This is a genomic window from Rhizobium sp. BK316 (assembly GCF_014193695.1).
In the GTDB taxonomy this organism is placed as follows: Bacteria; Pseudomonadota; Alphaproteobacteria; order Rhizobiales; family Rhizobiaceae; genus Rhizobium.
Genome location: NZ_JACHZR010000006.1, coordinates 18,635 through 41,658, shown reverse-complemented (window position 1 = coordinate 41,658; position 23,024 = coordinate 18,635). Strand labels below are relative to the sequence as shown.

Genomic DNA, 23,024 nt, shown 5'->3' with positions numbered 1-23,024 from the left:
GGAGTCTTGGAGTGTGATGGCGAAGTTAGCGAAACAGTTTTCATCGAGGAGATGAGCATGAAGAACCGCCTTATTGATCTTAACAATCATCTTTTTTCGCAGCTTGAACGGCTGTGTGATGAGAACCTGACAACAGAGCAGATAGAAAACGAAGTGAAGCGCGCCGATGCTATTGTTGGTGTCAGCGAGCAGATCATCCGCAATTCGGATCTATCCTTGAAGGCGGCAACTCTCGTTGCCAATCACGGCGACCGCTTCAAGCCAATGCTACCGACGATCTTCCGCCAGCCTGACACTATCGAAGGTAAGGCTATCGCTGACGGGAGCGAGAAGTGAAAGGTCGTTCGATCCCGTATAGCGCCGCCGAGATGGCATGGCTTGAGGATAACCGTCTTCTCCCCATTGCTGACTATCACCGCGCGTTTTCAGATGCCTTTGGGCGTTCGGATGTATCAGCCGCGAACCTTCACGCGCTACGCAAGCGTAAGGGGTGGAAGACAGGCCGCACGGGTTATTTTTCCAAAGGACAGGAGCCACACAACAAGGGGGTTCCATGCCCAGAAGGTAAGGGTGGGCGCCCCCCGAACGCTCGCAAGACGCAATTCAAACGCGGCCAACTTCCGCATAACACCAAGTTCCTCGGACATGAGCGCCTTTCAAAGGACGGCTACATAGAAATCAGCGTCGATGAGGAAAACCTTCACACTGGATATGAACGCCGGTATGTGCTGAAGCACCTTTACCTTTGGGAGAAAGCCAACGGCGCGGTGCCGGATGGCATGTGCTTGAAGGCAGCTGACGGCAACAGGCAGAACACAGATCCTGCGAATTGGATACTGATTCCTCGCGGCGTTCTTCCCAGGCTCAATGGTGGGCGTGCGACCCGTGTCATGGCTTACGACGCCGCCCCTGACGAACTGAAGCCTGTTCTTATGAATCTCGCACGTGTCGATCAGAAAGTCAGTGAGCTTCGACGCAGGGGCAGTTCCGAGAGATGAACCACTTCGCCATCGGCACTCAACCCGTCCGCAATGGCTATCTGGCTTGGTTCAGACGGGTGCACAAAGCCACCAACGAGATCATCAAATCTCACGGCAAACCCGTCATCTATCCAACGGAAGAGAAGGCAAGAGCAGCCGCAGCGGATGCGTTACTGGTTTATCTCAATAGCGAAATGGTCCGCGACGGAGAGGTTATCGGAGCCGCGAGAAAAGAAGCGGGGTCGGTTTTCAGACAGCGAAAGGAGAAGGCATGAGCGGCATCACCCTTTGGAAACCAGAGCCGGACGTGCTCATCCACCAGGCGCTCGGTAAGGCATGCGAAGAAGCAACCGAGCTTGCCGGCATCCTTGCCCGTTGTCTCATTCAGGGCCTCGACCAAAGCGAGCCAGTCACCGGCAAGCCGAACCGCCAAGCGCTGTTCGAAGAGATCGCCGACCTTGATGCAGCAGTGCAGTGGCTGCGCGAGCTGGTCAACGATGAATACGACGGCGATCGAGCCGACCGGAAGCTGAATGGTTTCCGACGCTGGCAGCGCATGCTTGAGGAAGACATGCAGGAGGCAGCGGAATGAAACGACGCGGTTTCCTCGGCTTCATCGGCGGCGCGGCTATAGCCGGTCCACAAGCGGCGAAGACAGCCGTCAAGTCTCTTCCTTCCGGTATGAATGTCGGTGGGCTTATGGCGGTTCAGCCATGGGGCACTCCGGTATCCGACGCTAGCTGCATTAAAGGCAGCGGAGACTGGCGGCTAGACGAGATCGCCCGTCTCAAGCGCCTTATCAGCGGCCAACTCTCAGACGACGAGATCGAAGAAAAGCGGCAGCAAAAACTTCACCGGCTTGATCCGATCGTATCTCAGAACGTCATGGCGCTTCATTCGGTAGCGGCCCATCGCAAGCTGGCAATCTACAGCGAGCGCATGACCTTGATCCAAGAGGAGATCAACATGCTCTATCACAAGCGCTCCTTGCGCGATCTGTTGAAGGCGATAGGCCAATGAACGTCCACGTCCAACCAAAGAAGCCCTTCGACGCAGACGCCTACTGCAGAATGCAGGCAGAGCGCAGAAAGAAGCTGATGGGGCTACAGACGAGCGTTAAGCCGCGTCCGGTGTCTACCATTGCAAAACCCATTGAACGCGCTGTAGCGAACGCTGCGTGGCAAAGAGAGCATATCTGGTTTGATGCCCATGTGGATGATTACCGCAGGTCATCGAAATATGCCAAGAACCCACGGCAATACCTTGAGCGCAGGGCGTGGGAACTGGGGTTTACCGTCAATGAGATAATAGGCGAATTCCAATATATTCCGCATCGGATGGCGCGGCGTGTTCTCGCTTGGGAATTGCACACCAAATGGGGATTGGGCACCACCCAGATAGGCAGGATGTTCATGCGGGATCACAGTTGCGTTTATCTCATGCTCAAGGAGCCGAAACCGACTGAACAAGAGGCGTCAATGCGGCTCGTTCTTCCAAGCGGGGAAACGTTTCTTTGGGCTGTTGAGAAAGCCTATTATGACGGTATGCCGTATTGCGATTTCAACGAAACCTTCAAGATAAGCAGGAACAGCATCCAAAGGATCGCCCGTTACATGGAATGGCCCTATAGGCGAGCGGATTTGACGAAGAAGGCGCTGCAAAGCCGGGGCAAGACCATTGTGCGTCTTGCAGACCGCAATGGATGGGAAAGGAAGGTGAAGGCATGAGCGACCGTCTTTCCTGCTGCGTGCCCTTCTGCGGACGCACTTGGAAGGGTGATGAGCGCGCTGTCGAATGGATATGCCGCTCGCATTGGACATCGATCCGAATGGAGCGCCGCAAGGTCTATCGGAAAGCAATCGGGGCCTTCAAGGCTGACCCTAACGATCTCAACCGCACGAAAGCTATTCGCCTTTGGAATGCAATGAAGCGTGAAGCAATCGAGAAAGCGGCAGGCATATGACGGTATCCCCCCGCGTCTCTGCTCTCTGCGCTGAACAGATATTCTCCGACTTTGGGATAACCATAGTCCCGGCGAATGTCATGCCGGCTGTTGGAGAGACGCGGGCTGTCGTGACATTGCAGCGGATATGCAGGCGCTACGGAGAGGATCATGGCCGCTTTCTTGTGATGACATTGGCAGAGACGGCCAACAACAAGAGCGCGCTGACAGAGACTACGCTTTGGGCCGTTAGTGATATGATCCGGGCAACGAACGAGAACTTCCCAGACCTGATAGAGAACAACGTTGAATCATGGTTCAAGTTCTGGGATGCGCTTCCGCTCGGATGGCTTGAACATTGGTGCTTAGACCTCGATGGTATCATTCCCAAGCGATACGCATTATCTGGCATGATATACGAGAGACTGAAGCGCCAGTTCGGCGGCTTAGCCAAACAACCCGATCTTTTAGACGATAGGCGAAGAGGTGCGGCATGAATGAGGGACAGATAATCGAGCTTTTCGTCAAGGCTGCAGAAGTCGATCGCAAGCTACCGGACACGGCGCGGCCTATTCAGCTCAAAGCTATGAATCACGGGTACATACATTCGTTTGCAGACATGAACCATTGGCACGAAGAAGACCTTCACGCTGCCAACTGGGCGTGGCTCGACCCGAAGAAGCTACGCGCTACCACAAATGACGTGGGGCTGTGGGAAGCTGCTATGGAGGTGATTGCCCTTATCCCCGATGAAAGGAAACGTCGGGCGCTATGGGCGTGGGCAGCTTCTGAAGCCGGTAGGCAACCGTTCGCCAAGTGGTGTAAGCAGGTCGAGGGGATTAGCCGACAGCTCGGAGATTGGCGTCGTCGGGCCGCAATTGAATGCATTGTTGCAGCTTTTCGGCGCAAGCCATTGCAGCATAACGATAATGCGCCAGACGATGGCTTTACAGATGACCCGGAAATCGGGCATAAAGACACCAACATCGCAGTATGGCGCGCTCCTGATGCAAGGCCAATGGCAAGCGATTTCGACCGTGAGCTTGAAGAGTTCTCGTGGGCCGAGGCGCAAAACGAACGCCGTCGCCAGCGCTACGAACAGCGCAAGAAGCGGCAGGCTGCGTAAGAATTTGGAAGCGCTGGTATAAAGCGAAAAGTCCGCCCCCGTCTAATAAACGGGTTCCAGCCTTCCAAAGCCAATTCGCCGCAAGGCACAGAGATCGGAAACGGAGCCTAGCCCGGCCGGCAATACTCCGAGCATGGTGGAAGTCCATGTCGTTTCCGACAGTCGGTTAATGGTGGATGCAAAGGCCTCGTGAGGTCCTCGCCCGCAAGGGTCCGACTAGGGCATGAATCGTTCGGGAGAACTCTCTCGCCCATCCGGTAGGCGGACATGCAGCGCAGGAAAGTTACGGATCTGAGGGCCTGCGCCCCGTTGAAGATCCAGCATATCGTTCGGGAGCGCGTTTGCGTGTGAGGCTTCGGCCTCCTCGGCGTCCAGATCGGGAAGGCGAATGGATCGCAAGTAGCCGAAGCGGCAGATAGCCGAAACAAGCGTGTAGCTTGAACTAGGCAGAAATCGCACCAAAGAGGGCATCCGTCCCGTAGGCGAATATGCAGGATTGCCTTCCCGACCACACCCACACCCATCCGGTAGGCGCTCGCCAACCTGGGCGTAAATCACGGGGAAATCCCGTTAAATTGGCTGAAAGATCAATAAAATCAGCGCTCGCCACCTGGGCGAGATTTGGTAGGCGTGGATCATTCAGGAGAGCGAGATGAGCAGTGAAAGCGACTTCTCGTCATTGGATCGCTGCAGATACATTCGCCGCGCCACGACGGAAGAAGGGCTCCCCGGCTGGGCTCTTTTCGACAGCGACGGAGAGCTTGAACTGTTCTCGGAAAACAGAAGCGTCATCTGGTTCTACATCACCGAACATGAACTGACGCACAGGTGGCTGAACTGATGGCCCACCATCAAGCGCAAGCGCCCCAAGTCAACCCGCTCCGGCTGCCTCATGTGCAAGCCGTGGAAGCGTCAGGGCTCTTGTATCGGCCATCGCGCCAAGCATTCCGACATCAAGCGCATGCAGCAATTCAAGTGCGAGGCGGCATGAATCTCTTCCTTGTCATCTACATGGGCGTAGCGATCGGCGGTGTAGCCGGCCCGCTGCCCTATGACATGAAAGAGTGCGAAAGCCGCAGAGACGTATTTCGGGCCAAGACGCAAGAGGTCATCGATACGGGTTTCTCCAAGGCGGAGAACCGTAATGTGACCGCAAAGGAACTCGCCGCTCTCAAGACAATGCGCTTCGAATGCGAGTATCATCAGGCGCGTCCATCGTTGGGTGTTCCAGCGTGAGCCCGCAATCCGAACGGTCCATTAAAGACGTTCTCATTGCTATTGCTGTCCTCGCAGCCATTGCTGGGTTCACCATGGCACTCCTTGTAGCCGCCGCAGAAGCAAAACAGTACACCCCTAAACCGGATATGCCTCTATTTGCCACACAGAGCGTCGTACACGAGGTTTCTGGTGCTGTCCGCTGTCAGACACTAGGCATGACTCCAAAGCGCGTCCTGTGGGCTATACGGGGCAAGGATGGGAATGTGAAGGCGAGCGGGTTTGTGGTGGTGTGCCGATGATGCAGTACATCCGCAATATATGCGCCTTCAAACTTCGCGTGGCCGGCGATGAACTATCCTTCGAGATAGGGTGGCTATGGATCGCGCTTATCGTCCTGCTGATCTATGTGGCTTAGAAAATTCATCCGCCATGTATCGTATTTTACCGGTCCAGTACTGAACTGCGCGAAAATATTTTCTAAGTTCTCGAAATTCATATAAGAAAACGCAACAAAATCAACGACCGTATCAGTTGAGAACAACACATGACCTTCGAAGCCGGTAAAAGCGGCAATCCCGGTGGCCGACCAAAATCAAAACCCTTCAAGGAAGCGCTTCTCATGGAGGCTCTTTCGGCTGAGCGCGGCGACAAGTGCGTGGCCAAAAAAGGCTCACTCAGATGGAACGCTCGCCAGCTTCTTGAGAAGGGCGAAGTAAGCGCCATCAAGGAAATTGCGGATCGCCTTGATGGCAAGGTGACGCAGGGCATCAGCGGCCCGAACGGCGGACCAATCCAAGTCGATCTAACCCATCTTGAGCCGGATGACCTTGAACGCCTCGAAACCATCTTTGGTAACCTTGCCGGTAGCGCCGGCCGTGATGCTGAGGATGATCCGGGAGGAGAAGGAGCGGCGTAAGCTTCAGTCTGAACGTGATCGGATCGCTGCAGAAGCTGAAGAGATACGAGCCCGCTGCCAGACGCTTCTAGGCTTCGTCCGCGAGGGATGGCATATCCTTGAGCCCTCCCGCCAGTTGGTCGAAGGCTGGGCGCTGGAGGCTATCTGCGAGCATTTCGAGGCGATCACCTACGGGCAGATCAATCGCCTTCTGGTGAACGTCCCGCCGGGATTTATGAAGTCTCTCATTGCGGATGTGCTCTGGCCCGCATGGGAGTGGACCATGTTCCCGCATCTGCGTTACGTGGCGTTCTCTTATGCCTCTGCTCTGACCTACCGCGACAATGGGCGCTTCCGCGATCTGCTCATCAGCCCTTGGTATCAGGGTATATTCGGTGACAAGTTCACACTGAGGAAGATCGGCGAGGAGCGCGTTACCAACAGTCATACGGGCTTTAAGTTCGCTTCGTCTGTCGGGGGTGTTGGTACGGGCGAGCGCGGTGACCGTGTCATTCTCGATGACCCGCACAACGTCAAGCAGGCGGAGTCGGAAGACGTTCGCAAGGAAACTGTACGATGGGTCCGTGAGGGCATGTCGAACCGCCTCAACGATCAAGAGAAGTCGGCAATCGCTGTCATCATGCAGCGTGTCCATGAGGAAGACGTATCGGGTGCCCTGATCGAACTGGGCGACTATGAGCACCTGATGATCCCGATGGAATGGGACGGCCGACGCTATCATACCTCTATCGGCTGGACTGATCCTCGCGATGAGGACGGAGAGCTTGCTTGGTCTGATCGCTTCTCCCGCAGAACGGTCGAGGGCTTCAAGACGACGCTCGGGCCATATGGTTATGCGGGCCAGTATCAGCAGGCACCTACGCCACGCGGCGGCGGCATTTTCCAGCGGGGTTGGTGGCAACTCTGGGGCAATCCTGATGATCCCGATGACCCGCAGTTCAAGAAGTTTCCATCCTGTGATTACATCATCGCCTCGCTAGACACGGCCTACACCGAAAAGACAGAGAACGATTATTCGGCCATGACGGTCTGGGGCGTCTACTACGACCGCTACGACATGCCCAAGGCGATCCTGATGAATGCCTGGCGCGATCGACTGGCGCTTCACAATCTGGTGGAGCGGGCTGCGTCGACATGCCGGCGGTTGAAGGTGGATCGATTGCTGATCGAGTCCAAGGCGGCCGGCATATCGGTCTCGCAGGAACTGCGCAGGCTTCATGCCGCTGAAGGGTATGGCGTGCAGCTCGTCGATCCCAAGGGTGGCGACAAGGTAGCCCGAGCCTATGCGATCCAGCATCTGTTTGCGGACGAGATGATCTATGCGCCTGATCGGGATTGGGCGGATATGGTGATTACCGAGATGGCGTCATTCCCGAGGGCGCCGCATGACGACTTGGTGGATAGCTGCACCCAGGCGCTGAAGCATCTGCGCGATATCGGGTTCTTGGTCCACGGTTCCGAAATGGCCGCCGACTTGGTGGATGATTTGCAACATCGCGGCGTTGAGAAGCCGCTTTATCCAGTGTGAGGATCGATCATGGCCATCGTTGCAGAGAAGCAATCACACCGATACTGCGTCACGTTCTCTGATGGCGGCTTCGAAAACATGAACGCTGGACGCGTGTCAGTTGATGAGCGTGGTACGCTAACCCTTTACGATGTGGTCTACTATCGCGACCCTGCCGCTGAAAAGCGCTGGCTGCCGCCTCTAATGATGCTTCCTCCACCACGATATACGCCGTTCCGCTGGTTTGCTGCTGGAACATGGAAGGAAGCAGTCATGCTTTCAGACAGCGCAGAGGAAAAGTGATGGAAAGCCGTATGGTGAATATTTCCGAAAGCATCATCGCCTCGGCCAATGAGGGGGCTATGGTTCCCCAGCCTATGTCCTACTACATCCCGGACCATCTCCTCACATCGCCATCAATGACGGGCGCCGTCCCAGAGATGGACCGCATAGAGAGGGCAGCGCGCGCCGTCGTGACCCGCATGGGCTACGATCCTGATGCACTGGCATGCCGATACACGCCGCGACAGGTTGGAGCCGGGATCATGATTGTCCCCCCATCCGACCATCAGCGCCCGCTCTGGACATTCTTCACCGCCGAGGCCGAAGCGGCTTTGAGCGTTCTCGATATCTAAGGAGTTGCCCCAGTGGCCAAAACTGCGAACGATAACCCCAAGAAAATCTCTATGGCGGAAGAGAACGACCTGCTCAACAATCTTATGGAGGAAGCGTTCGGATGCCGCCCTCTGTTCCTCGGAATGAGGATGGATGAGGCCCATGCATGGATGACAAAACTCCATCGCCATTGGATCGAGCGCAGCCGTGACTCGGCTCTGACCCGCGGATAGTATTGATGGCACGACCGCCCAAGACTGACATCCCGGCAGTACCTATGCCGATGGGCTTGCTTGCGCCGTCTGCGCTGCGTGAGCCGCCACCGGAGCCGGCAGGCATACTCGGTGACATCGATGTCGATCTGCAGACGGAAGGCGATGTCGATGGTATTGCGGTCGATCCTGCCACGGGTGCTGCGATCATCGAGATGGATGACGGCGGCGTCATTGTCGACTTCGAACCGGAGGCCAAGCGCGATCCGACCGGCTCGGCCAAGCATGATGCCAACCTTGCCGAATACATCGATGAGAGTGAGCTTAACCGCATATCGGAAGAATTGCTTCTCGGCATTCAGCAGGACGAGCAGTCACGCACCGACTGGCTGGAAACGCGGGCGCAGGGCATCCGCCTGCTCGGTCTGAAGCTTGAGAACCCGAAGAGCGGCATTGACTCTTCCGTCGCGCTCGAAGGCATGTCGACGGTTCGCCACCCGCTGCTGCTTGAGGCGGTGCTGCGGTTCCAGGCCAATGCGAGAGGCGAACTCCTGCCTGCCTCCGGGCCGGTGAAGGTCAGCGACAAGATCCAGGAAGACGGTACGCAGGACCAGCTTGCCGAAGCGCTGGAAAGCGGGCTCAACTACTACCTGACGACCACGGCGACGGAATATTACCCCGACACGGATCGGATGCTGTTCTACGTCGGCTTCGGTGGCTGCAGTTTCAAGAAGGTTTATAACTGCCCGATCAGACAACGCCCGGTATCGGAATCGGTGGATGCCAAGGATCTGATCGTCTCGGATGCATCAACGGATCTGCGCAACTCGCGCCGCGTCACGCATCAGATCACAATGCGGCCCTCAACACTGAAGCGGATGCAGTTGGCGGGTGCCTATCGCACTGTGGAGCTTGGCGTTGCCAATCCGTCGCAGCCCAATGCGGTTGATCAGGAAATTGCCAATACCCAGGGCATTGATCCGCAGATTGCAATGCAGGAGTCCGATCGCGATCACACGATCTACGAATGCTATTGCGAACTCGATATCCGCGGCTTTGAGGATCGGCAGAAGGGCAAGATCACCGGTCTCGCGCTTCCCTATCGCGTGGTGATCGACAAGGACAGCCGCCGCATCTTGGAAGTGCGTCGCAACTGGCGCGAGGAAGATGACAACAAGCTGGCGAAGATCTGCTTCGTCAAATACTCGTTCGTCCCCGGTCTCGGCTTCTATGACATCGGTCTCGTCCATATCCTCGGGAACACCACCAATGCGCTGACCGCTGCATGGCGTGAAATGCTGGATGCCGGCATGTTCGCCAATTTCCCCGGTTTCCTCTATGCCAAGGGGGCGGGGCGGCAGAACACCAATGAATTCCGTGTTCCTCCGGGCGGAGGCGTGGGTCTGGATACATCCGGCGGAAAGCTATCCGATGCCGTGATGCCACTGCCTTACAAGGATATCGGCCCCTCTTTCGCGGGCTTCATCGATAAGGTCGGCGAAACCGGCCAGAGGGTCGGCGGCACGGCAGAGGTAGCCATTGGAGAGGGCAAGCAGGACGCCCCAGTTGGCACCACGCTCGCTTTGATCGAGCAGGCGACCAAGATAGAGAGCGCGGTCCACAAACGCCTCCACGCCGCTCAGGCAGAGGAATTCCAGCTTCTGAAGGAATGCTTCAGGGAGAACCCGGAATCCTTCACACGTTCCGTCAAGGGAACGATCAGTTGGAACGCTGAGATGTTCGTCGCCGCACTTGAGGATGCATCCCTCGTGCCAATGGCTGATCCGAACACACCATCCCATATGCACCGGCTGATGAAGGCGCAGGCGCTGGTCCAGTTGGACAAGGCATATCCAGGCGAGATGAACAGCAAGGAAGTGCTGCGCCGTGTCATCATGATGATGGGTGACGATAACCCCGATGCCCTGCTTGCCGCAGACGGTTCACAGCCGCCGAATCCTCTCGCTCTCGCCAAGATGGCTGAACTGCAACTGAAGGGGCAGGATCAGCAGTCCAAGGCCGCAGCCAAGGCTCAGGAAATCCAACTCAAGGCCGCTAGCGTTGCTCAGAAGGCCAAAGCCGACAATGACGAACTGCAATTGAAGCGCGAGACCGCGATGGCAACCGCTGCGACCGATACGAGAGAGCTACAGGCCAAAACCAAGATCGCCGGCCTCAACTTCCTTGGCGATCTGGCAAAGCACGAGACGGCGCTTGATGAAGTGCAGGACGCTTCCCGCAATCTGGGCGTTCTAGGCCCTCAATAGGAGAATACCATGGCCCACCAGATGAAGCGCGAGGCCGACCAGTCCCGCGATGACAAGATGCGCAGCATGAAGATCACCACCGCCGATCTCGGGCGCGATGAAGGCGTGGGCCATGTCATGCCAGCATCCGATGGCTCGCAGGGTGAAGCATCCACCGGCTATGCCAAGGGCTACAAGCGCGGCGGTCGGGTGGACAGCGGCAAGGTCGATGGCGCCAAGACAAAGACCCGCATGGATCGCCCCGGCAAGTTCGCTAATGGCGGTAATGTCGGCAAGGCGAAGAAAGGTTCGGGGACCACGGTGAATGTGATCGTCGCATCTGGCCCGAAAGGGGCGGGAGCGCCGCCTGTTCCTCCTCCCATGGGTGGTGCTCCAGTTCCGCCTCCGATGCCCGCACAAGGCGCTCCTGGCGCTCCCATGCCGCCGTCTCCATCCATGCCGATGCGCAAGGACGGTGGCCGTGTCAGTTATCCGAAGATGGAAGCCGGCGCAGGCTCGGGCGACGGCCGACTGGAGAAGATCGAGGAGTACGGCAGCAAAGCCAAGAAATAGCGCACGCTTCTCACAAGCTGCCCCAACTCGCGGGTGGGACAAGGTTTTGCTCGTCCGTGAAGAACGGCTCCGTTGGCGTGCGCTCTGCATCGAAGGGCGGGGGAAGCAGGCAAGCGAGGACCAATGACCGCCAGCCATCTCGATGTTCGCCTGCTCACCAGAGCGCGCCAGCAGATCAATGAACTGATCGACTCCAGAACGGAAGCGGTGGCGTCCGGCATGGCCGAAGACCACGCAGCCTACAAACAGCGCTGCGGTGAAATCCAGGGCATGCGGATGGCCTTGGAGGTGATGGAAGAGATCGTCCGCCAGATGGGCGAAAGCCGCCTATAACCATGGAGCCCTTATGCTAGGCAGGAAATCGCAGAGCACGAAAGAAGAAATCCTCGCATCGGTCGGCGACCTCTCGCAGATCGAAGTCATGCACAATCAGATCCTCGTCGGTATCTGGATGCGCCCGGAGAAGACAGCTGGCGGCATCTTCCTCACTGACAACACGATCAATGAGGACAAGTGGCAGGGCAAGGTCGGACTCGTTCTGAAGAAAGGCCCGCTGGCCTTCGAGGATGACCCCAATAACGATTTCAGGGGGCAGACCGTCAACGAAGGCGATTGGGTGATCTATCGCACCTCCGACGGCTTCTCGATCGACGTGAACGCCACGCATTGCCGTCTGCTTGAAGACGTTCATATCAAGGGCCGCGTCAGCGAGCCGTCCGTTATCTACTAAGGTGATCCATCATGTCAGACATTGAGACCGACAAGGACGATCTGGAAGTGATCGTCGATGACGCTGCGCTTGACAAGGCCAAGGACGGCGATATCGAAGTCCCCAGCAATGACACGCAGCCGGAAGACTGGAAAGCGCAGCTCGAAGCCGCGCAGAAGCGGGCCGAGGAAGCAGACGCCAAGCGGGAGGAGGCGGAACGCCTTCGCCAGAGCGAGGCAGAGCGTCATGCCCGCGAAACCGCCCAGGTCCGCGCCACTGCCGTAAGTGCAGAAATGACGGCGATCGACAATGCGATTGCCAATGTCGAGCATGAAAAGGCCGATGCCAAGGCCGAGTACAGCAAGGCGATGGAAGCCGGCGACTATGAAGCTGCGGCAGAAGCACAGGCCAAGCTTGCCGATATCGCCGTCCGATCGCAGCGTATCAAGGAAGGCAAGGCAGCCATCGAGCGCCGCGCCGAGGATGCCCGCCAGCAGAGCGATCCGGTGGAACAGTGGGCATCCCGCGTATCCGAAAAGTCTGCGGCATGGATTCGCTCGCATCCCGACAGCGTTCGAACCGTCGATCAGCAGCGCAAGCTTGAGCAGGCGCATTACCTGGCGCTCGGCAATGGTCATCAGGCCGACACGGATGGCTACTTCGAGTTCCTGAACAAGCAGCTCTACCCGGCCAAGGAAGAGACGCGCACCGACCCGATGCACGAACCAGCGCAGACCCGCACGCAATCGGCCCCAGCAGCCCCGCCAAGCCGCGAGAGCGCCACGTCGCCATCCAACCCTTCGCAGACCCGCATTCGCCTCTCTGCGGCCCAGCGTGAGATTGCTGCGGCTTGCGGCATGACCGATGCGGAATATGCCAGACACCTCGTCGCTATCCAGCGCGAGAGCGGCACCACCACTCACTGAGGATACCTTCATGACCGAAGAGACAGAACAGCCAGCCCGTCGCGGCGTGGCACCACGCTCCAGCCTGCGCCTTGAACCGGTGCGCGACGAAATCCGCTCCCGCAAGCGCAAGGGCGGCCAGAGCGTCGATAAGTTCCATATCGATGCATCGCAGATTCCGTCCGGCTCCTCCTACGAATGGAAGACGGTCACGGTCTACGGCAAGGAAGACCCGTCCTACAACGTGCTGCTGCGCGAACAGGGATGGGAACCGGTGGACAGCTCCCGCCATCCCGGTCTCGTCGCAGACGGCCACACAGGCCCGATCATCCGTGACGGCCTGATGCTGATGGAACGCCCGATCGAACTCACTCAGGAAGCAATGGCCGAAGACCGCGCCAACGCGACCGAGATGGTCACCATCAAGAAACAGCAGATCCTCGGGGAGACGCCGGCCGGCACGATGTCGCGCGAAGCGTCCAACCTGAAGAACTACGCTCGCACCTCTTACGAAGCGCTCCCGATCGACAATTGAGCGCTTCCATTTCTCATGCCGTGGCGGGCCGCTGCGGCATCACCCAGAGACGAACTACCGGGCCGGTAGCAAGACTCAGACATCCCAGAATGGAGAATGGCAATGGCTAATACCTTTGCTCCCTTCGGGTTCTCTCAGTACCGCGGTACCGGTTCTGCGCCCACTTATGAGCAGGTTGCTCGCAGTGTCGCCTTGACCGCTGGCGCGATCTACTCGGGCGACCCGGTAACGACCCAGGCGGACGGCACGGTTGCCCAGTCCGTCGCCGGCACCACACAGATTGCCGGTATCTTCGTCGGTTGCGAATATTACTCCGCCGCCGTCAACCGCAAGGTCTGGTCGCCCTATTGGCCCGGTTCCGGTTCCGCTCTCGCGAATACGACCGTCACGGCCTACATCATCACCGACCCGAACGCGCAGTTCCTCGTTCAGTCCGGTAATGCCGGTTCGCCCGTTGCGGCAACTGATATCGGCGCGAACATCAACTTCGCCATCGGTACCGGTAATGCCCTCAACGGCCAGTCCGGCGCCTATGCCAACCAGGCAACGATTGCCACCACCGCTACGCTGCCTTTCCGCATCGTGGCTGTCGTGACCCAGCCTCCGGGTGGACCCGGTACGGATGTCGCTTCGAACGGCAACTGGATCGTCGTCGCCTTCAATAACGTCGACACCAAGTCGCTCACCGGCATCGTGTAACGGAGGTCTCGGAACATGGCTGTCAATCTCGCATCAATCCGCGATCTCCTGCTGCCGGGCCTGCGTGGCGTTACCGGCAAGTACGATCAGATCCCCGCCCGCTGGCCGAATGTATTCAGCAAGGGCAAATCCAACATGGCTCTGGAACGCACGGTCTCCATGCGTTACCTCGGCCTTGCCAAGCTCAAGACCGAAGGTGGGCAAACCTCCTTCGACAACCAGGCTGGCGAGCGCTACGTCTACAACCAGGAGCACAACGAAATCGCTCTTGGTTACGCGATCACCCGCAAGGCGATCGACGACAACCTCTACAAGGCGCAGTTCCAGCCCTCCAACCTCGGCCTGATGCAGTCCTTTGCCCAGACCAAGGAAATCTACGGTTGGAACGTCTTCAACACGGCGAACGTCTACAATCCGGCAGTCGGCGGCGATGGTGTGGCACTCTGCTCCACTGCGCATCCGATCGATGGCGGCACTGTCGCCAACACGCCGGCTGTCCAGGTTGACCTCAACGAGGCATCGCTGCTCAATGCGATGACCACGATCCCGGTCACCTTCCTCGATAATGCCGGTCTGAAGACCTTCGCACGGGCTCGCAAGCTCGTGGTTCCGAATGCGCTTGAACCGGTCGCCATCCGCCTCACCAAGACGGAACTTCGTCCGGGTACAGCCGACAACGATGTCAACGCCATCCTGTCCACCTCGGGCGGTCTTCGCGAGGGCTATGTCGTCTCGGAATTCCTCACCAGCAACTTCGCGTGGTTCCTGCTGACCAACAACGAAGGACTGCTCTATCTGGAGCGCGTCGCCTTCGAGACGGATATGCAGGTCGATTTTACCACCGATAACCTTCTGGTGAAGGGATACGAGCGCTACAGCTTTGGGTATAATGACTGGAGAGCGCTCTGGGGCTCCTTCCCAACGGCTTGATCGGAGGCCATCATGACAACGACGGCCTTCACGGGGCCGGTTGCCACATTCACGGAGAAGCCCGACGGAACGGCCGCTGGTTATTCCGATATGGGCTTCTGCGCGATGTCGCAGACCACCCTCCTTACACAGAACAGCACCAATGCAGTGTCTTCCACGCTCTACATGCCATTCGGCAGCCAGATCGTGGATATCATCGTTGACGTGCTGGTCGCCTTCGACTCCGCGACCTCCGCGACGTTGACGGCGGGAACTGCTGCTGCTGGCACGCAATATGCCAGCGGCGTCAATGCAAAGACAGCAGGCCGGGTACGTCCCACGTTCACGGCCGCCCAGCTCGCAGCAATGGATGATATCGGCACCACTCCACAAGTGGTGTTCACAATCACCCCGGTTGGAGCCACCACAGCCGGATCGGTTCGCGTAACCGTTCTCTATGTTCAACAGCCCCAGGCAGGAGATACGCCATGAAGGCTAAGATGAAGAATTGCCGCAAGGACGGCGGTGTGGTTCCGAAGGACGACTCTCCGAAGGAAGTCTATGCCGGTGCCGGCAGCAAAGTCGTGAAGGAAGCCGACGAACGCAAGGACGGAGGCCGCGTCAAGAAGAAGGAAGTGGGCAAGCCGGACGGCAAGATGTCGAAAATGCGTCTCGACCGTCCCGGCCGCAAGTCGGGTGGCCGTGTCGGCGCCGACTCCAGCCCGTTATCGTCTGCGGCTAAGGTTTCCGACCGCAGCGACAAGGAGGGTGACTGACTACGCCCGAGGTGGCGAAGTCGGCAAGAAGTGGATACAGGGCGCCAATATCGAAAAGGGTGCCCTGCATCGCGAGCTAGGCGTAGCTCAAGGCGATAAGATACCGGAGAAGAAGCTAGAAAAGGCTGCTCACTCGGACAATCCGAAGCTCGCCAAGAGAGCACGGCTCGCCGAAACCCTCAAATCCTTCCACCACTGAGGCAGGGGCTACGGCCTCTGCCTTTCTCTTTCCGTATGAGGATGGCCCAATGGCGTCTCCGCTCTCGAAATTCGTCACCGTATCAGCGACGGGCACGGCGACGGTGTGCAATCTGGATTCGACCATTGCGCCGTTCAGCGTCGCCATACAGGTCTATGTTCCCGGCGGCGTGACCACGACCTATAGCGTCGAATACACGCTGGATGACCTACTTCTGCAGGACAACACCGCCAACCCGAATGTCCGCTGGACAACCGATCCGCAGTTTCCGGTCGGGTCGAGCGCCACGATCACGGGCAACTATATCGTGCCTATCGCAGCGGTTCGCTTGAATGTCGCGACCATCACTGGCGGCAGCATCGAACTGAAGGTGCGCCAGTCCCTTTCGATCAACTGAGTGGTAAAATCGGATGAGCGGTATCTCGACCGGCGGGGGCATCTCTTACGTTCCGGGCGCAACGCCTCCATCTGCTGCCAATCCGACTGCATCGGTTGGTACAAGCGCCGTCAATGGCAGCGCTCAGACATTCATGCGCAGCGATGCGGCCCCTCCCATCGATCAGGCTATCGTTCCCACATGGACGGGCCTCCACACGTTCAATGGAGGAAATGTTGCCGGGACCCCGAGCATGGTTCTCGGAGATATCTCCCCGGAGATTCGTTTCTTCCGCAGCGGGAATGCCGCAGATCAGAAATATTGGCGCCTTCTTCCGACTACGACGACCTTCAATATCCAGGCCGCTTCCGACGCCGACCCGACGACCGGCCAAGTCGGCTATTCCATGGTGCGTAGCGGAGCAACGGTCACGCAGCATGTCTTTCTGACCGGAGCTGCTGCCAGGCTGGCGATTTCCGATACGGATATTGCGGCAGCCGCTGGGTATGCCCCGGCCAATCCCGCGTCGCTCGCCACCAAGCAATACGTTGACACCGCCGTTGGCGGAGGCCTTGCTCTGGCTTCGGGCACCTATACGCCGAGTGTGCTGTTTACCAACAACGCGTCCGTCGGCTTTGTCGGCCTGTTCTACTATCAGCGTGTCGGGAACGTGGTGAACGTGACAGGCCGGTTCTCGGCGACGGTCACGAACAACGCATCATCGGCGAGCATTAGGTTTTCGGTGCCAGTCTCCACGTCGTTCACCACCGGGAATCAGGCAACTGGGTTTGGCACGACGGTCTTGAACCCTGTCGCTGCGGGGCAATTCTCGGTCATCTCCTTTGCAGGAGACAACAGCGCCTCCCTGACACTCTGGTCGGCCAATACCAGCAGCAACGATTACGGCATCAATTTTAGCTACACGGTACAATAAGGATCAACGCATGGCTGGATCGATATCAGCGAACGGTCTGTCTGGACCGGGCGGCGTTTCCTTCGTGCCGGGTACGGTAGTGCCGTCCAACGGTGCCGTTGTGATCGATGGAGTATCCTCGTCAGTCACGGCTTCCAATGGCACAACGCAGCTTTCCACGGCAACGGCCAAGGTTTCCGGCGGCTCTCTGCAAAGCCTGTCGCTGCCAGCGGGAAGAACGGTCATCACCAACCAGGCCGGCGCAATTACCGTTCAGGATGCCGATGGCACGCAGATCAATTGCACCGCAACCATCGTCGATCCGACCGGCCAGCTTTCCTATGTGGGTGTTCCAGGTACTGGCGCGCTCGTCACCAACGGCATGACCGTGAAGATGGCAAACAACGGCGGTGGCGGTCCCGTTGACGGTACCGTGGCGATTACCGGCGGCTTCATCAACTGGGTAGCGCTTGCCGCTGCGACAGACACGATCATATCGAATGGCTTCACCACAAACGCGTCCGTTGCGGTCAGTCCCTCCACCGATTTTGCGACCGTCAATGTGTCATCGGGTGGCTTGCAGAGCGTAACGGTCTCATTTGCCCCGACAAAGGCTGTCGTGACGAACAATCAGGCTCTCACTGTCCCTGTAACCGGAACATACACGACGACTGCTACCCTCACGGTTTCCGGCGGCGCTGTGACCGCCATTGTGTTGAGCTGATCCGATGACCCTTAGCGGCACCACCAACTTCAATCCGTCCAACGGCGAGTTCATCCTCTACTCGTTCGGATTGGCGGGCATCCGGCGTTCCGCCATCACGCAGGAGCATCTTCAGGACGCCCGCATGGCGATGAACCTGATGCTCGCGGAGTGGAACAACGACACGCCGAACTTGTGGAAGGTCGATCTGGTCGAAGTGCCGTTGATCGAGGGACAGGCGCAATATGCCGTCGATCCCAGCACGGTGATGATCCTCGATATCTACTGGCGCATTTTTGATGGCGCGGGGAACCCGATCGATACGGTCATCTGGCCGCTGTCGCGCACCGAATACGCATCGCTTCCGAACAAGGAACAACAGGGGCGGGTGACGAGCTTCTGGTTCGACCGTCTGCTGTCGCCGTCGATCTACCTCTGGCAGGTTCCGGACGGCAATGGCCCGTATCTGCTGCGCTACTACCGCGTCTCGCAGATCTTCGATGCCAACATGCAGGGCGGGGAGAATGTCGATCTGCCTAATCGCTGGTTCGGCGCCTTCGCGTGGGGGCTGGCTGCACGACTGGCCCACAGCTATGCACCGGCACAGGTCGGACGGCTTGAGGCCAAGGCGCAACAGGCGCTGGAGAACGCGCAAGAGCAGGACACCGAGAACGTGCCTTTGTTTTTGGCCCCTGCAACCGGCGGATTTTATCAGAGGTAACGAGATTTGGCTTGGAGGTTCCACGGTAGGGCGCAGGTCAGTCCTTCAAATCCGCGTTCGTTCGCCATCTGCGATCGGTGCGGTGCCCTTTACAACCACACGTCCCTTAATTGGCAACAGGAATGGGCAGGGACGCGCCTGCAGAATCTCCGTCTTCTCGTCTGTAATCGATGCCTTGACGTACCGCAACCGCAGTTGAAGACGCGTATCCTGCCGCCTGATCCGATGCCGATCAAAGACCCACGCCCGCAGGATTACAACACGGCCAACAATACCTTCATCACCACGAATGACGGTGATCGCATCTCCACCAATGATGACGACAACATAATCACGAGCGGATCATGACGGACTATACGACATACGTCTCCCAGCTCGAAAACATGATCGCCATGGACCCCGCAGACGGGGATTTTCCGACGATCATTCCGGCCATCATCAACTACGCGGAGATGCGGATTTACCGCGAACTGGACCTGATCAGCACGATCACGCGAGATACCTCGGTTGTCATGACCGCAGGCAACCAGAACATCACGTTGCCCAATACATTTGTCGTCATTCAGGGCATCAATCTTCTTCCCGCCGGAGCAGCTCCAGCAACGGCGTCTCGCACGCCGCTGGTGTCTGTGTCCAAGGAAGTCGTCTACGCGCTGTGGGGCGATCCTACGGCCACTGGAACGCCATCCATGTATGCCATGGTCGATCAATGGACGGCGATTGTCGGTCCATCCCCGAGCGCGGCATTCGGAGTGGAAAGCTACGGTACGATCCGGCCAAACCCGTTGTCGGCAACAAACCCAACCACGTTCCTGACCACCTATCTCTATGATCTGTTTCTGGCCGCCTCCATGATCTTCGTTTCGGGCTGGATGAGAAATTTCGGCGCTATGTCCTCTGACCCGCAAATGTCGTCTTCATGGGAGGCCCAATACCAGAACCTGAAGGCATCGGCGAACATCGAAGAGTTGCGCAAGAAGTCGTGGTCGGATGCTTGGACCTCGTTTTCTCCAACCCCCATTGCGCAGCCCTCGAGAGGCTAACTCATGCCGCTCCAGACGATTACCCTTGATGCCGGCGTGAATGTGGAGGCGACAGCCACGCAGAACGCCGCAACCATCCAGCAGTCGCAGCTCATCCGCTTCAAGGCGGCCGGCAAGATGATCCTGGTGGAGAAGCTGGGCGGATGGCTGAAATATTACGCCACCTCGATCGGATCGGCTATCCGGGAGCTTCACGCTTGGCAGGACACGAGTTCGGGCAGACACCTTGCCGTTGGTGCGGAACAGTCTCTCAGCGTCATCACGCAGAATGCGGCGCAGAACATCACGCCGAGAACCTTCGTCAGCAATGCCGCGGTGGATTTCTCGACGACATCAGGCAGCACGACGGTCACAATCGTTGACCCGAATTTCGTGACATCCAATCTGGACTCGATCTTCATCACAACGCCGGTATCGGTCGGCGGGATTGTGTTGCAGGGTGCATACCAGATCGACCTGACGCTGTCCTCGACCTCGTACCAGATCACGGCCGCAACGGCTGCGACTGCAACTGTGGCAAACGGGGGCGCAGTTCCGTCATTCACGACCACGGCCAATTCCGCCACCGTCACTGTCAACCTTGCCGATCATGGGGAAATCGTCGGAACCACATTCCCGGTTCTGGTACCAACAACGGTTGGCGGAATCACGCTTTCCGGCTCCTATCTCGTCCGGTCTGTCGTCGATGCCAACAATTTTACGATCAATGCCTCGTCGCTTGCGACATCGGGCGCCACGGCATCGATGAATGGCGGCCAGGTCAATATCATCTATTATGTCACGCTATCCCCGACGTACCCATTGGCGGGATACGGTATCGGTCCCTATGGGGCAGGTGCCTACGGTCTAGGTGTCGCACCGTCCCCGAGCAGCGGCACGCCGATCACCGCGACGAACTGGAGCCTCGATAACTGGGGCAATATTCTCCTTGCCTGTCCGGCGAATGGAGCGATCTATTCATGGTCTGCCGATAGCGGCTTTCCGGTCGCGTCCAAGGTCGTGAATGCTCCAAGGGTGAACGGTGGCATCTTCGTTTCCGAGCCCTCGCAGATCCTGGTGGCATGGGCGTCCTCGATCGATGGCGTTCAAGACCCGCTGCAGATCAACTGGTCCGATAGTGGCGACTTTACCAACTGGACCGTCTCGGCCCTGACGCAAGCCGGTGGCTATCGCATTCCGACCGGTTCCAAGATCGTCGGAGGGCTGCAAGGGCCGCAGTTCGGCTTCATCTGGACCGATGTCGATGTCTGGGCGATGCAGTATATCCAGCCACCGCTGGTGTTTGGATTTAACAAGCTGGCGGAGGAATGCGGGCTGATATCCAGGCATTCGGCCTGCGTCATCAACTCGACCGTCTACTGGATGGGGAACAACCAGTTCTTCCAATATGCTGGCGCCGGGGTGCAGCCGATCGTCTGTTCGGTTTGGGATTTCGTGTTTCAGGATCTCGATACCGATAACGCCGACAAGATTCATGTTGCCTCCAATAATGGCTTTGGCGAGGTGGCGTGGTACTTCCCGTCAAAGTCTGGCGGCACGGGGGAAGTGGACTCGTACATAAAGTTCAATTTTTTGCTCAATTGCTGGGATTGCGGGCGTCTTCAGCGCACGGCGTGGATCGATCAATCCGTGCTTGGTCAACCGATCGGCGCAACGTCCGATGGCTTCATCTACCAGCATGAGGTCGCCAATGATGCAGACGGCGCTCCGATGGGCGAATATTTCGAGACCGGCTATGCGCAGATTTCCCAAGGCGAGGAACTGACGTTCATCGATTGGATGATCCCGGATTTCACCTACGGAAAATACAACGCTGCGCCGAACGCAGCCCTCAACGTCACTCTGAAATTCACCGACTACCCCGGCTCTTCGGAAAAGTCGAAAGGTCCGTATCAGGTGATCTCGACGACCAATTTCCGCAACCCGCGCATTCGGGCCAGAGAGGTCGGAATGAGGATCGAGGGAACGGGATTGGGCGGCTGGTGGCGCATGGGTGGACTTCGGTACAGGGGTGCCCCTGATGGGAAACGATAATCATGGCATATAGCGACGGCATTCTCTCAACGCTGCAGCTTGGCGTGCGGGCGATGAACGACCTGCGGCTGGCAATCACTGCCATCTTTCCTCAAACGGGCGGCACGGCGACATCTGCAACAGGCGGAGCGGCAACTCTGCCGCCAAACCCGGTCGGTTTCATCGTCGTAACGTTGCCTGACGGCACATCGGCTAAGGTTCCATACTACTCATGAATAAACCGGCACAGAGCGGCGCTGACGGCGATTCTATCGGCGCAGCCATGAGACTAGCCGCAACGCCTTACACGCGTCCTGCGCCCTCTGTGGGGGCTTTACGCTCGCATGTGGCAGGGCGCACCGATCACCTCGCAATTGATGTCCCCGCTGAAAGCTTCGTCATCCCGGCAGACGTTGTTTCCGGCCTCGGGGAGGGAAATTCCGAGAACGGCCATAAGGTTCTCGAAAACATGTTCAGTCTTCCGGGTGGGTCTGCCCCGCCCGCAATCAATCGCAAGGATGGCGGTGCCGTGCCGATCATGGCCGCGGGTGGCGAGTTTGTCGTTCCGCCCGAAGTCGTCGCAAAGCTTGGCGGTGGCGACATCAAGAAGGGGCACAAGGTTCTCGACTCCTTCGTCCGTCACGTCCGCAAGAAGACTATCAAGACCCTTAAGTCCCTACCCGGTCCCCATAAGTGAGAAACCTGTATGTCTGAAACCGTCCGGTACGCAGTGCCGCAAGACGAGGACAAGATCATTTCGATGATCTCGCTCCTGCATGACGAGAATGGCTTGTTCCCGCTCTCCGAAAAGCGGGTTCGCGAGTACATGCAGCGCTATTTCCGAAAGGAGGGGGCGTTGATCGGTGTCATAGGTGATATCGGCGATCCGGTGGCGAGCATCTATCTCGGTATCGAGCAGCCCTATTACAGTGACGCCTGGTATCTGAACGAGGCGTGGAACTTCGTCCATCCCGACCATCGGCGCTCCGATTACGCCAAGAAGCTTCTCGGCTGGGCCAAGGATATTTCCGAGCAGATGAAGCTGCCTCTCATGGTGGGCATCGTCAGTAATCACAGGACCGAGGCCAAGGTCCGGCTTTACGAGAAGCAATTGGAGAAGGCGGGTGCCTTTTTCGTCTGGAACCGGCATCTCGTCGGCCCCTCGGCATGGGATAAGTAAGGATAGGC

Annotated in this window: 37 protein-coding genes; all 37 read left to right on the top strand. The window is 58.0% G+C overall.

What is annotated here, in order from left to right; all coding sequences use genetic code 11:
• The first annotated feature begins 57 nt into the window (after nt 1-57).
• The 37 genes from FHT87_RS25425 to FHT87_RS25245 all read left to right on the top strand — a co-directional run bounded on the left by FHT87_RS25425 (nt 58) and on the right by FHT87_RS25245 (nt 23,016).
• On the top strand, nt 58-336 hold the full coding sequence (locus FHT87_RS25425; protein WP_183805540.1) for a hypothetical protein: 279 nt from the start codon (nt 58-60) through the stop codon (nt 334-336).
• A complete protein-coding gene (locus FHT87_RS25420; RefSeq protein ID WP_183805538.1) occupies nt 333-998 on the top strand; it encodes an HNH endonuclease in 666 nt (221 codons plus the stop codon). Before FHT87_RS25425 ends, FHT87_RS25420 begins: the two co-directional genes overlap by 4 nt.
• Nucleotides 995-1,255: a hypothetical protein gene (locus FHT87_RS25415; protein ID WP_183805536.1), complete on the top strand. Its 261-nt coding sequence runs from the start codon at nt 995-997 to the stop codon at nt 1,253-1,255. The genes FHT87_RS25420 and FHT87_RS25415 overlap by 4 nt, the downstream gene beginning before the upstream one ends.
• Nucleotides 1,252-1,572 carry a hypothetical protein gene (locus tag FHT87_RS25410; RefSeq protein WP_183805534.1) on the top strand — a complete coding sequence of 107 codons (321 nt, stop codon included), beginning with the start codon at nt 1,252-1,254 and terminating at the stop codon, nt 1,570-1,572. Before FHT87_RS25415 ends, FHT87_RS25410 begins: the two co-directional genes overlap by 4 nt.
• Complete coding sequence (locus FHT87_RS25405) at nt 1,569-2,000, top strand: hypothetical protein (protein ID WP_183805532.1); 432 nt, start codon at nt 1,569-1,571, stop codon at nt 1,998-2,000. The genes FHT87_RS25410 and FHT87_RS25405 overlap by 4 nt, the downstream gene beginning before the upstream one ends.
• Nucleotides 1,997-2,707 (top strand): hypothetical protein, encoded by a 711-nt coding sequence (locus tag FHT87_RS25400; RefSeq protein ID WP_183805530.1) that lies wholly within the window; start codon nt 1,997-1,999, stop codon nt 2,705-2,707. Before FHT87_RS25405 ends, FHT87_RS25400 begins: the two co-directional genes overlap by 4 nt.
• Nucleotides 2,704-2,943 carry a hypothetical protein gene (locus FHT87_RS25395; protein ID WP_183805528.1) on the top strand — a complete coding sequence of 80 codons (240 nt, stop codon included), beginning with the start codon at nt 2,704-2,706 and terminating at the stop codon, nt 2,941-2,943. Before FHT87_RS25400 ends, FHT87_RS25395 begins: the two co-directional genes overlap by 4 nt.
• A gap of 80 nt (nt 2,944-3,023) precedes the next feature.
• On the top strand, nt 3,024-3,419 hold the full coding sequence (locus FHT87_RS25390) for a hypothetical protein (RefSeq protein WP_183805526.1): 396 nt from the start codon (nt 3,024-3,026) through the stop codon (nt 3,417-3,419).
• On the top strand, nt 3,416-4,048 hold the full coding sequence (locus FHT87_RS25385; RefSeq protein ID WP_183805524.1) for a hypothetical protein: 633 nt from the start codon (nt 3,416-3,418) through the stop codon (nt 4,046-4,048). Before FHT87_RS25390 ends, FHT87_RS25385 begins: the two co-directional genes overlap by 4 nt.
• 652 nt (nt 4,049-4,700) lie before the next feature.
• Nucleotides 4,701-4,889 carry a hypothetical protein gene (locus FHT87_RS25380; protein ID WP_183805522.1) on the top strand — a complete coding sequence of 63 codons (189 nt, stop codon included), beginning with the start codon at nt 4,701-4,703 and terminating at the stop codon, nt 4,887-4,889.
• 146 nt (nt 4,890-5,035) lie between these two features.
• The gene (locus tag FHT87_RS25375; protein WP_183805520.1) at nt 5,036-5,284 is read left to right on the top strand and encodes a hypothetical protein; all 249 of its coding nucleotides are present in this window, start codon (nt 5,036-5,038) and stop codon (nt 5,282-5,284) included.
• Nucleotides 5,285-5,810: 526 nt separating this feature from the next.
• On the top strand, nt 5,811-6,182 hold the full coding sequence (locus FHT87_RS25370) for a DUF5681 domain-containing protein (RefSeq protein ID WP_183805519.1): 372 nt from the start codon (nt 5,811-5,813) through the stop codon (nt 6,180-6,182).
• Nucleotides 6,145-7,710 (top strand): phage terminase large subunit, encoded by a 1,566-nt coding sequence (gene terL, locus FHT87_RS25365; RefSeq protein WP_183805517.1) that lies wholly within the window; start codon nt 6,145-6,147, stop codon nt 7,708-7,710. The genes FHT87_RS25370 and terL overlap by 38 nt, the downstream gene beginning before the upstream one ends.
• Before the next feature lie 9 nt (nt 7,711-7,719).
• Nucleotides 7,720-7,992, top strand: coding sequence for a hypothetical protein (locus FHT87_RS25360; protein WP_183805508.1), 273 nt, complete (start codon nt 7,720-7,722; stop codon nt 7,990-7,992).
• Nucleotides 7,992-8,324, top strand: coding sequence for a hypothetical protein (locus FHT87_RS25355; RefSeq protein ID WP_183805506.1), 333 nt, complete (start codon nt 7,992-7,994; stop codon nt 8,322-8,324). The genes FHT87_RS25360 and FHT87_RS25355 overlap by 1 nt, the downstream gene beginning before the upstream one ends.
• A gap of 12 nt (nt 8,325-8,336) precedes the next feature.
• The gene (locus FHT87_RS25350; RefSeq protein ID WP_183805504.1) at nt 8,337-8,537 is read left to right on the top strand and encodes a hypothetical protein; all 201 of its coding nucleotides are present in this window, start codon (nt 8,337-8,339) and stop codon (nt 8,535-8,537) included.
• A gap of 5 nt (nt 8,538-8,542) precedes the next feature.
• Nucleotides 8,543-10,783 (top strand): hypothetical protein, encoded by a 2,241-nt coding sequence (locus tag FHT87_RS25345; RefSeq protein WP_183805501.1) that lies wholly within the window; start codon nt 8,543-8,545, stop codon nt 10,781-10,783.
• A gap of 9 nt (nt 10,784-10,792) precedes the next feature.
• Nucleotides 10,793-11,335 carry a hypothetical protein gene (locus FHT87_RS25340; RefSeq protein ID WP_183805500.1) on the top strand — a complete coding sequence of 181 codons (543 nt, stop codon included), beginning with the start codon at nt 10,793-10,795 and terminating at the stop codon, nt 11,333-11,335.
• Between the two features lie 123 nt (nt 11,336-11,458).
• A complete protein-coding gene (locus tag FHT87_RS25335) occupies nt 11,459-11,668 on the top strand; it encodes a hypothetical protein (RefSeq protein WP_183805498.1) in 210 nt (69 codons plus the stop codon).
• Nucleotides 11,669-11,681: 13 nt separating this feature from the next.
• The gene (locus FHT87_RS25330; RefSeq protein WP_183805496.1) at nt 11,682-12,065 is read left to right on the top strand and encodes a hypothetical protein; all 384 of its coding nucleotides are present in this window, start codon (nt 11,682-11,684) and stop codon (nt 12,063-12,065) included.
• 11 nt (nt 12,066-12,076) lie between these two features.
• Nucleotides 12,077-12,970: a hypothetical protein gene (locus tag FHT87_RS25325; protein WP_183805494.1), complete on the top strand. Its 894-nt coding sequence runs from the start codon at nt 12,077-12,079 to the stop codon at nt 12,968-12,970.
• Nucleotides 12,971-12,980: 10 nt separating this feature from the next.
• A complete protein-coding gene (locus tag FHT87_RS25320) occupies nt 12,981-13,484 on the top strand; it encodes a hypothetical protein (RefSeq protein WP_183805492.1) in 504 nt (167 codons plus the stop codon).
• Nucleotides 13,485-13,586: 102 nt separating this feature from the next.
• Complete coding sequence (locus FHT87_RS25315) at nt 13,587-14,183, top strand: hypothetical protein (RefSeq protein WP_183805490.1); 597 nt, start codon at nt 13,587-13,589, stop codon at nt 14,181-14,183.
• A 15-nt stretch (nt 14,184-14,198) separates the two neighbouring features.
• The gene (locus tag FHT87_RS25310) at nt 14,199-15,113 is read left to right on the top strand and encodes a hypothetical protein (protein ID WP_183805489.1); all 915 of its coding nucleotides are present in this window, start codon (nt 14,199-14,201) and stop codon (nt 15,111-15,113) included.
• A gap of 12 nt (nt 15,114-15,125) precedes the next feature.
• Nucleotides 15,126-15,584, top strand: a complete 459-nt coding sequence (locus tag FHT87_RS25305) for a hypothetical protein (RefSeq protein WP_183805488.1) — start codon at nt 15,126-15,128, stop codon at nt 15,582-15,584.
• Complete coding sequence (locus FHT87_RS25300; protein ID WP_183805487.1) at nt 15,581-15,868, top strand: hypothetical protein; 288 nt, start codon at nt 15,581-15,583, stop codon at nt 15,866-15,868. Before FHT87_RS25305 ends, FHT87_RS25300 begins: the two co-directional genes overlap by 4 nt.
• Nucleotides 15,861-16,067, top strand: coding sequence for a hypothetical protein (locus FHT87_RS25295; RefSeq protein WP_183805485.1), 207 nt, complete (start codon nt 15,861-15,863; stop codon nt 16,065-16,067). Before FHT87_RS25300 ends, FHT87_RS25295 begins: the two co-directional genes overlap by 8 nt.
• Nucleotides 16,068-16,116: 49 nt before the next feature.
• Nucleotides 16,117-16,464, top strand: coding sequence for a hypothetical protein (locus tag FHT87_RS25290; RefSeq protein ID WP_183805483.1), 348 nt, complete (start codon nt 16,117-16,119; stop codon nt 16,462-16,464).
• A 232-nt stretch (nt 16,465-16,696) separates the two neighbouring features.
• Nucleotides 16,697-17,377, top strand: coding sequence for a hypothetical protein (locus tag FHT87_RS25285; RefSeq protein WP_183805481.1), 681 nt, complete (start codon nt 16,697-16,699; stop codon nt 17,375-17,377).
• 10 nt (nt 17,378-17,387) lie between these two features.
• Nucleotides 17,388-18,080 carry a hypothetical protein gene (locus FHT87_RS25280; RefSeq protein WP_183805479.1) on the top strand — a complete coding sequence of 231 codons (693 nt, stop codon included), beginning with the start codon at nt 17,388-17,390 and terminating at the stop codon, nt 18,078-18,080.
• A gap of 4 nt (nt 18,081-18,084) precedes the next feature.
• A complete protein-coding gene (locus tag FHT87_RS25275) occupies nt 18,085-18,780 on the top strand; it encodes a hypothetical protein (protein WP_183805477.1) in 696 nt (231 codons plus the stop codon).
• A gap of 195 nt (nt 18,781-18,975) precedes the next feature.
• A complete protein-coding gene (locus FHT87_RS25270) occupies nt 18,976-19,128 on the top strand; it encodes a hypothetical protein (protein WP_183805475.1) in 153 nt (50 codons plus the stop codon).
• The gene (locus FHT87_RS25265; RefSeq protein ID WP_183805473.1) at nt 19,125-19,823 is read left to right on the top strand and encodes a hypothetical protein; all 699 of its coding nucleotides are present in this window, start codon (nt 19,125-19,127) and stop codon (nt 19,821-19,823) included. Before FHT87_RS25270 ends, FHT87_RS25265 begins: the two co-directional genes overlap by 4 nt.
• Nucleotides 19,824-19,826: 3 nt before the next feature.
• The gene (locus FHT87_RS25260) at nt 19,827-21,857 is read left to right on the top strand and encodes a hypothetical protein (RefSeq protein WP_183805472.1); all 2,031 of its coding nucleotides are present in this window, start codon (nt 19,827-19,829) and stop codon (nt 21,855-21,857) included.
• 2 nt (nt 21,858-21,859) lie between these two features.
• Nucleotides 21,860-22,072, top strand: a complete 213-nt coding sequence (locus FHT87_RS25255; protein WP_183805471.1) for a hypothetical protein — start codon at nt 21,860-21,862, stop codon at nt 22,070-22,072.
• A 47-nt stretch (nt 22,073-22,119) separates the two neighbouring features.
• Nucleotides 22,120-22,533, top strand: a complete 414-nt coding sequence (locus FHT87_RS25250) for a hypothetical protein (protein ID WP_183805470.1) — start codon at nt 22,120-22,122, stop codon at nt 22,531-22,533.
• Nucleotides 22,534-22,542: 9 nt separating this feature from the next.
• Entirely contained in the window at nt 22,543-23,016 is a 474-nt protein-coding gene (locus FHT87_RS25245) for a GNAT family N-acetyltransferase (RefSeq protein ID WP_183805469.1), read from the top strand.
• Nucleotides 23,017-23,024: the final 8 nt, after the last annotated feature.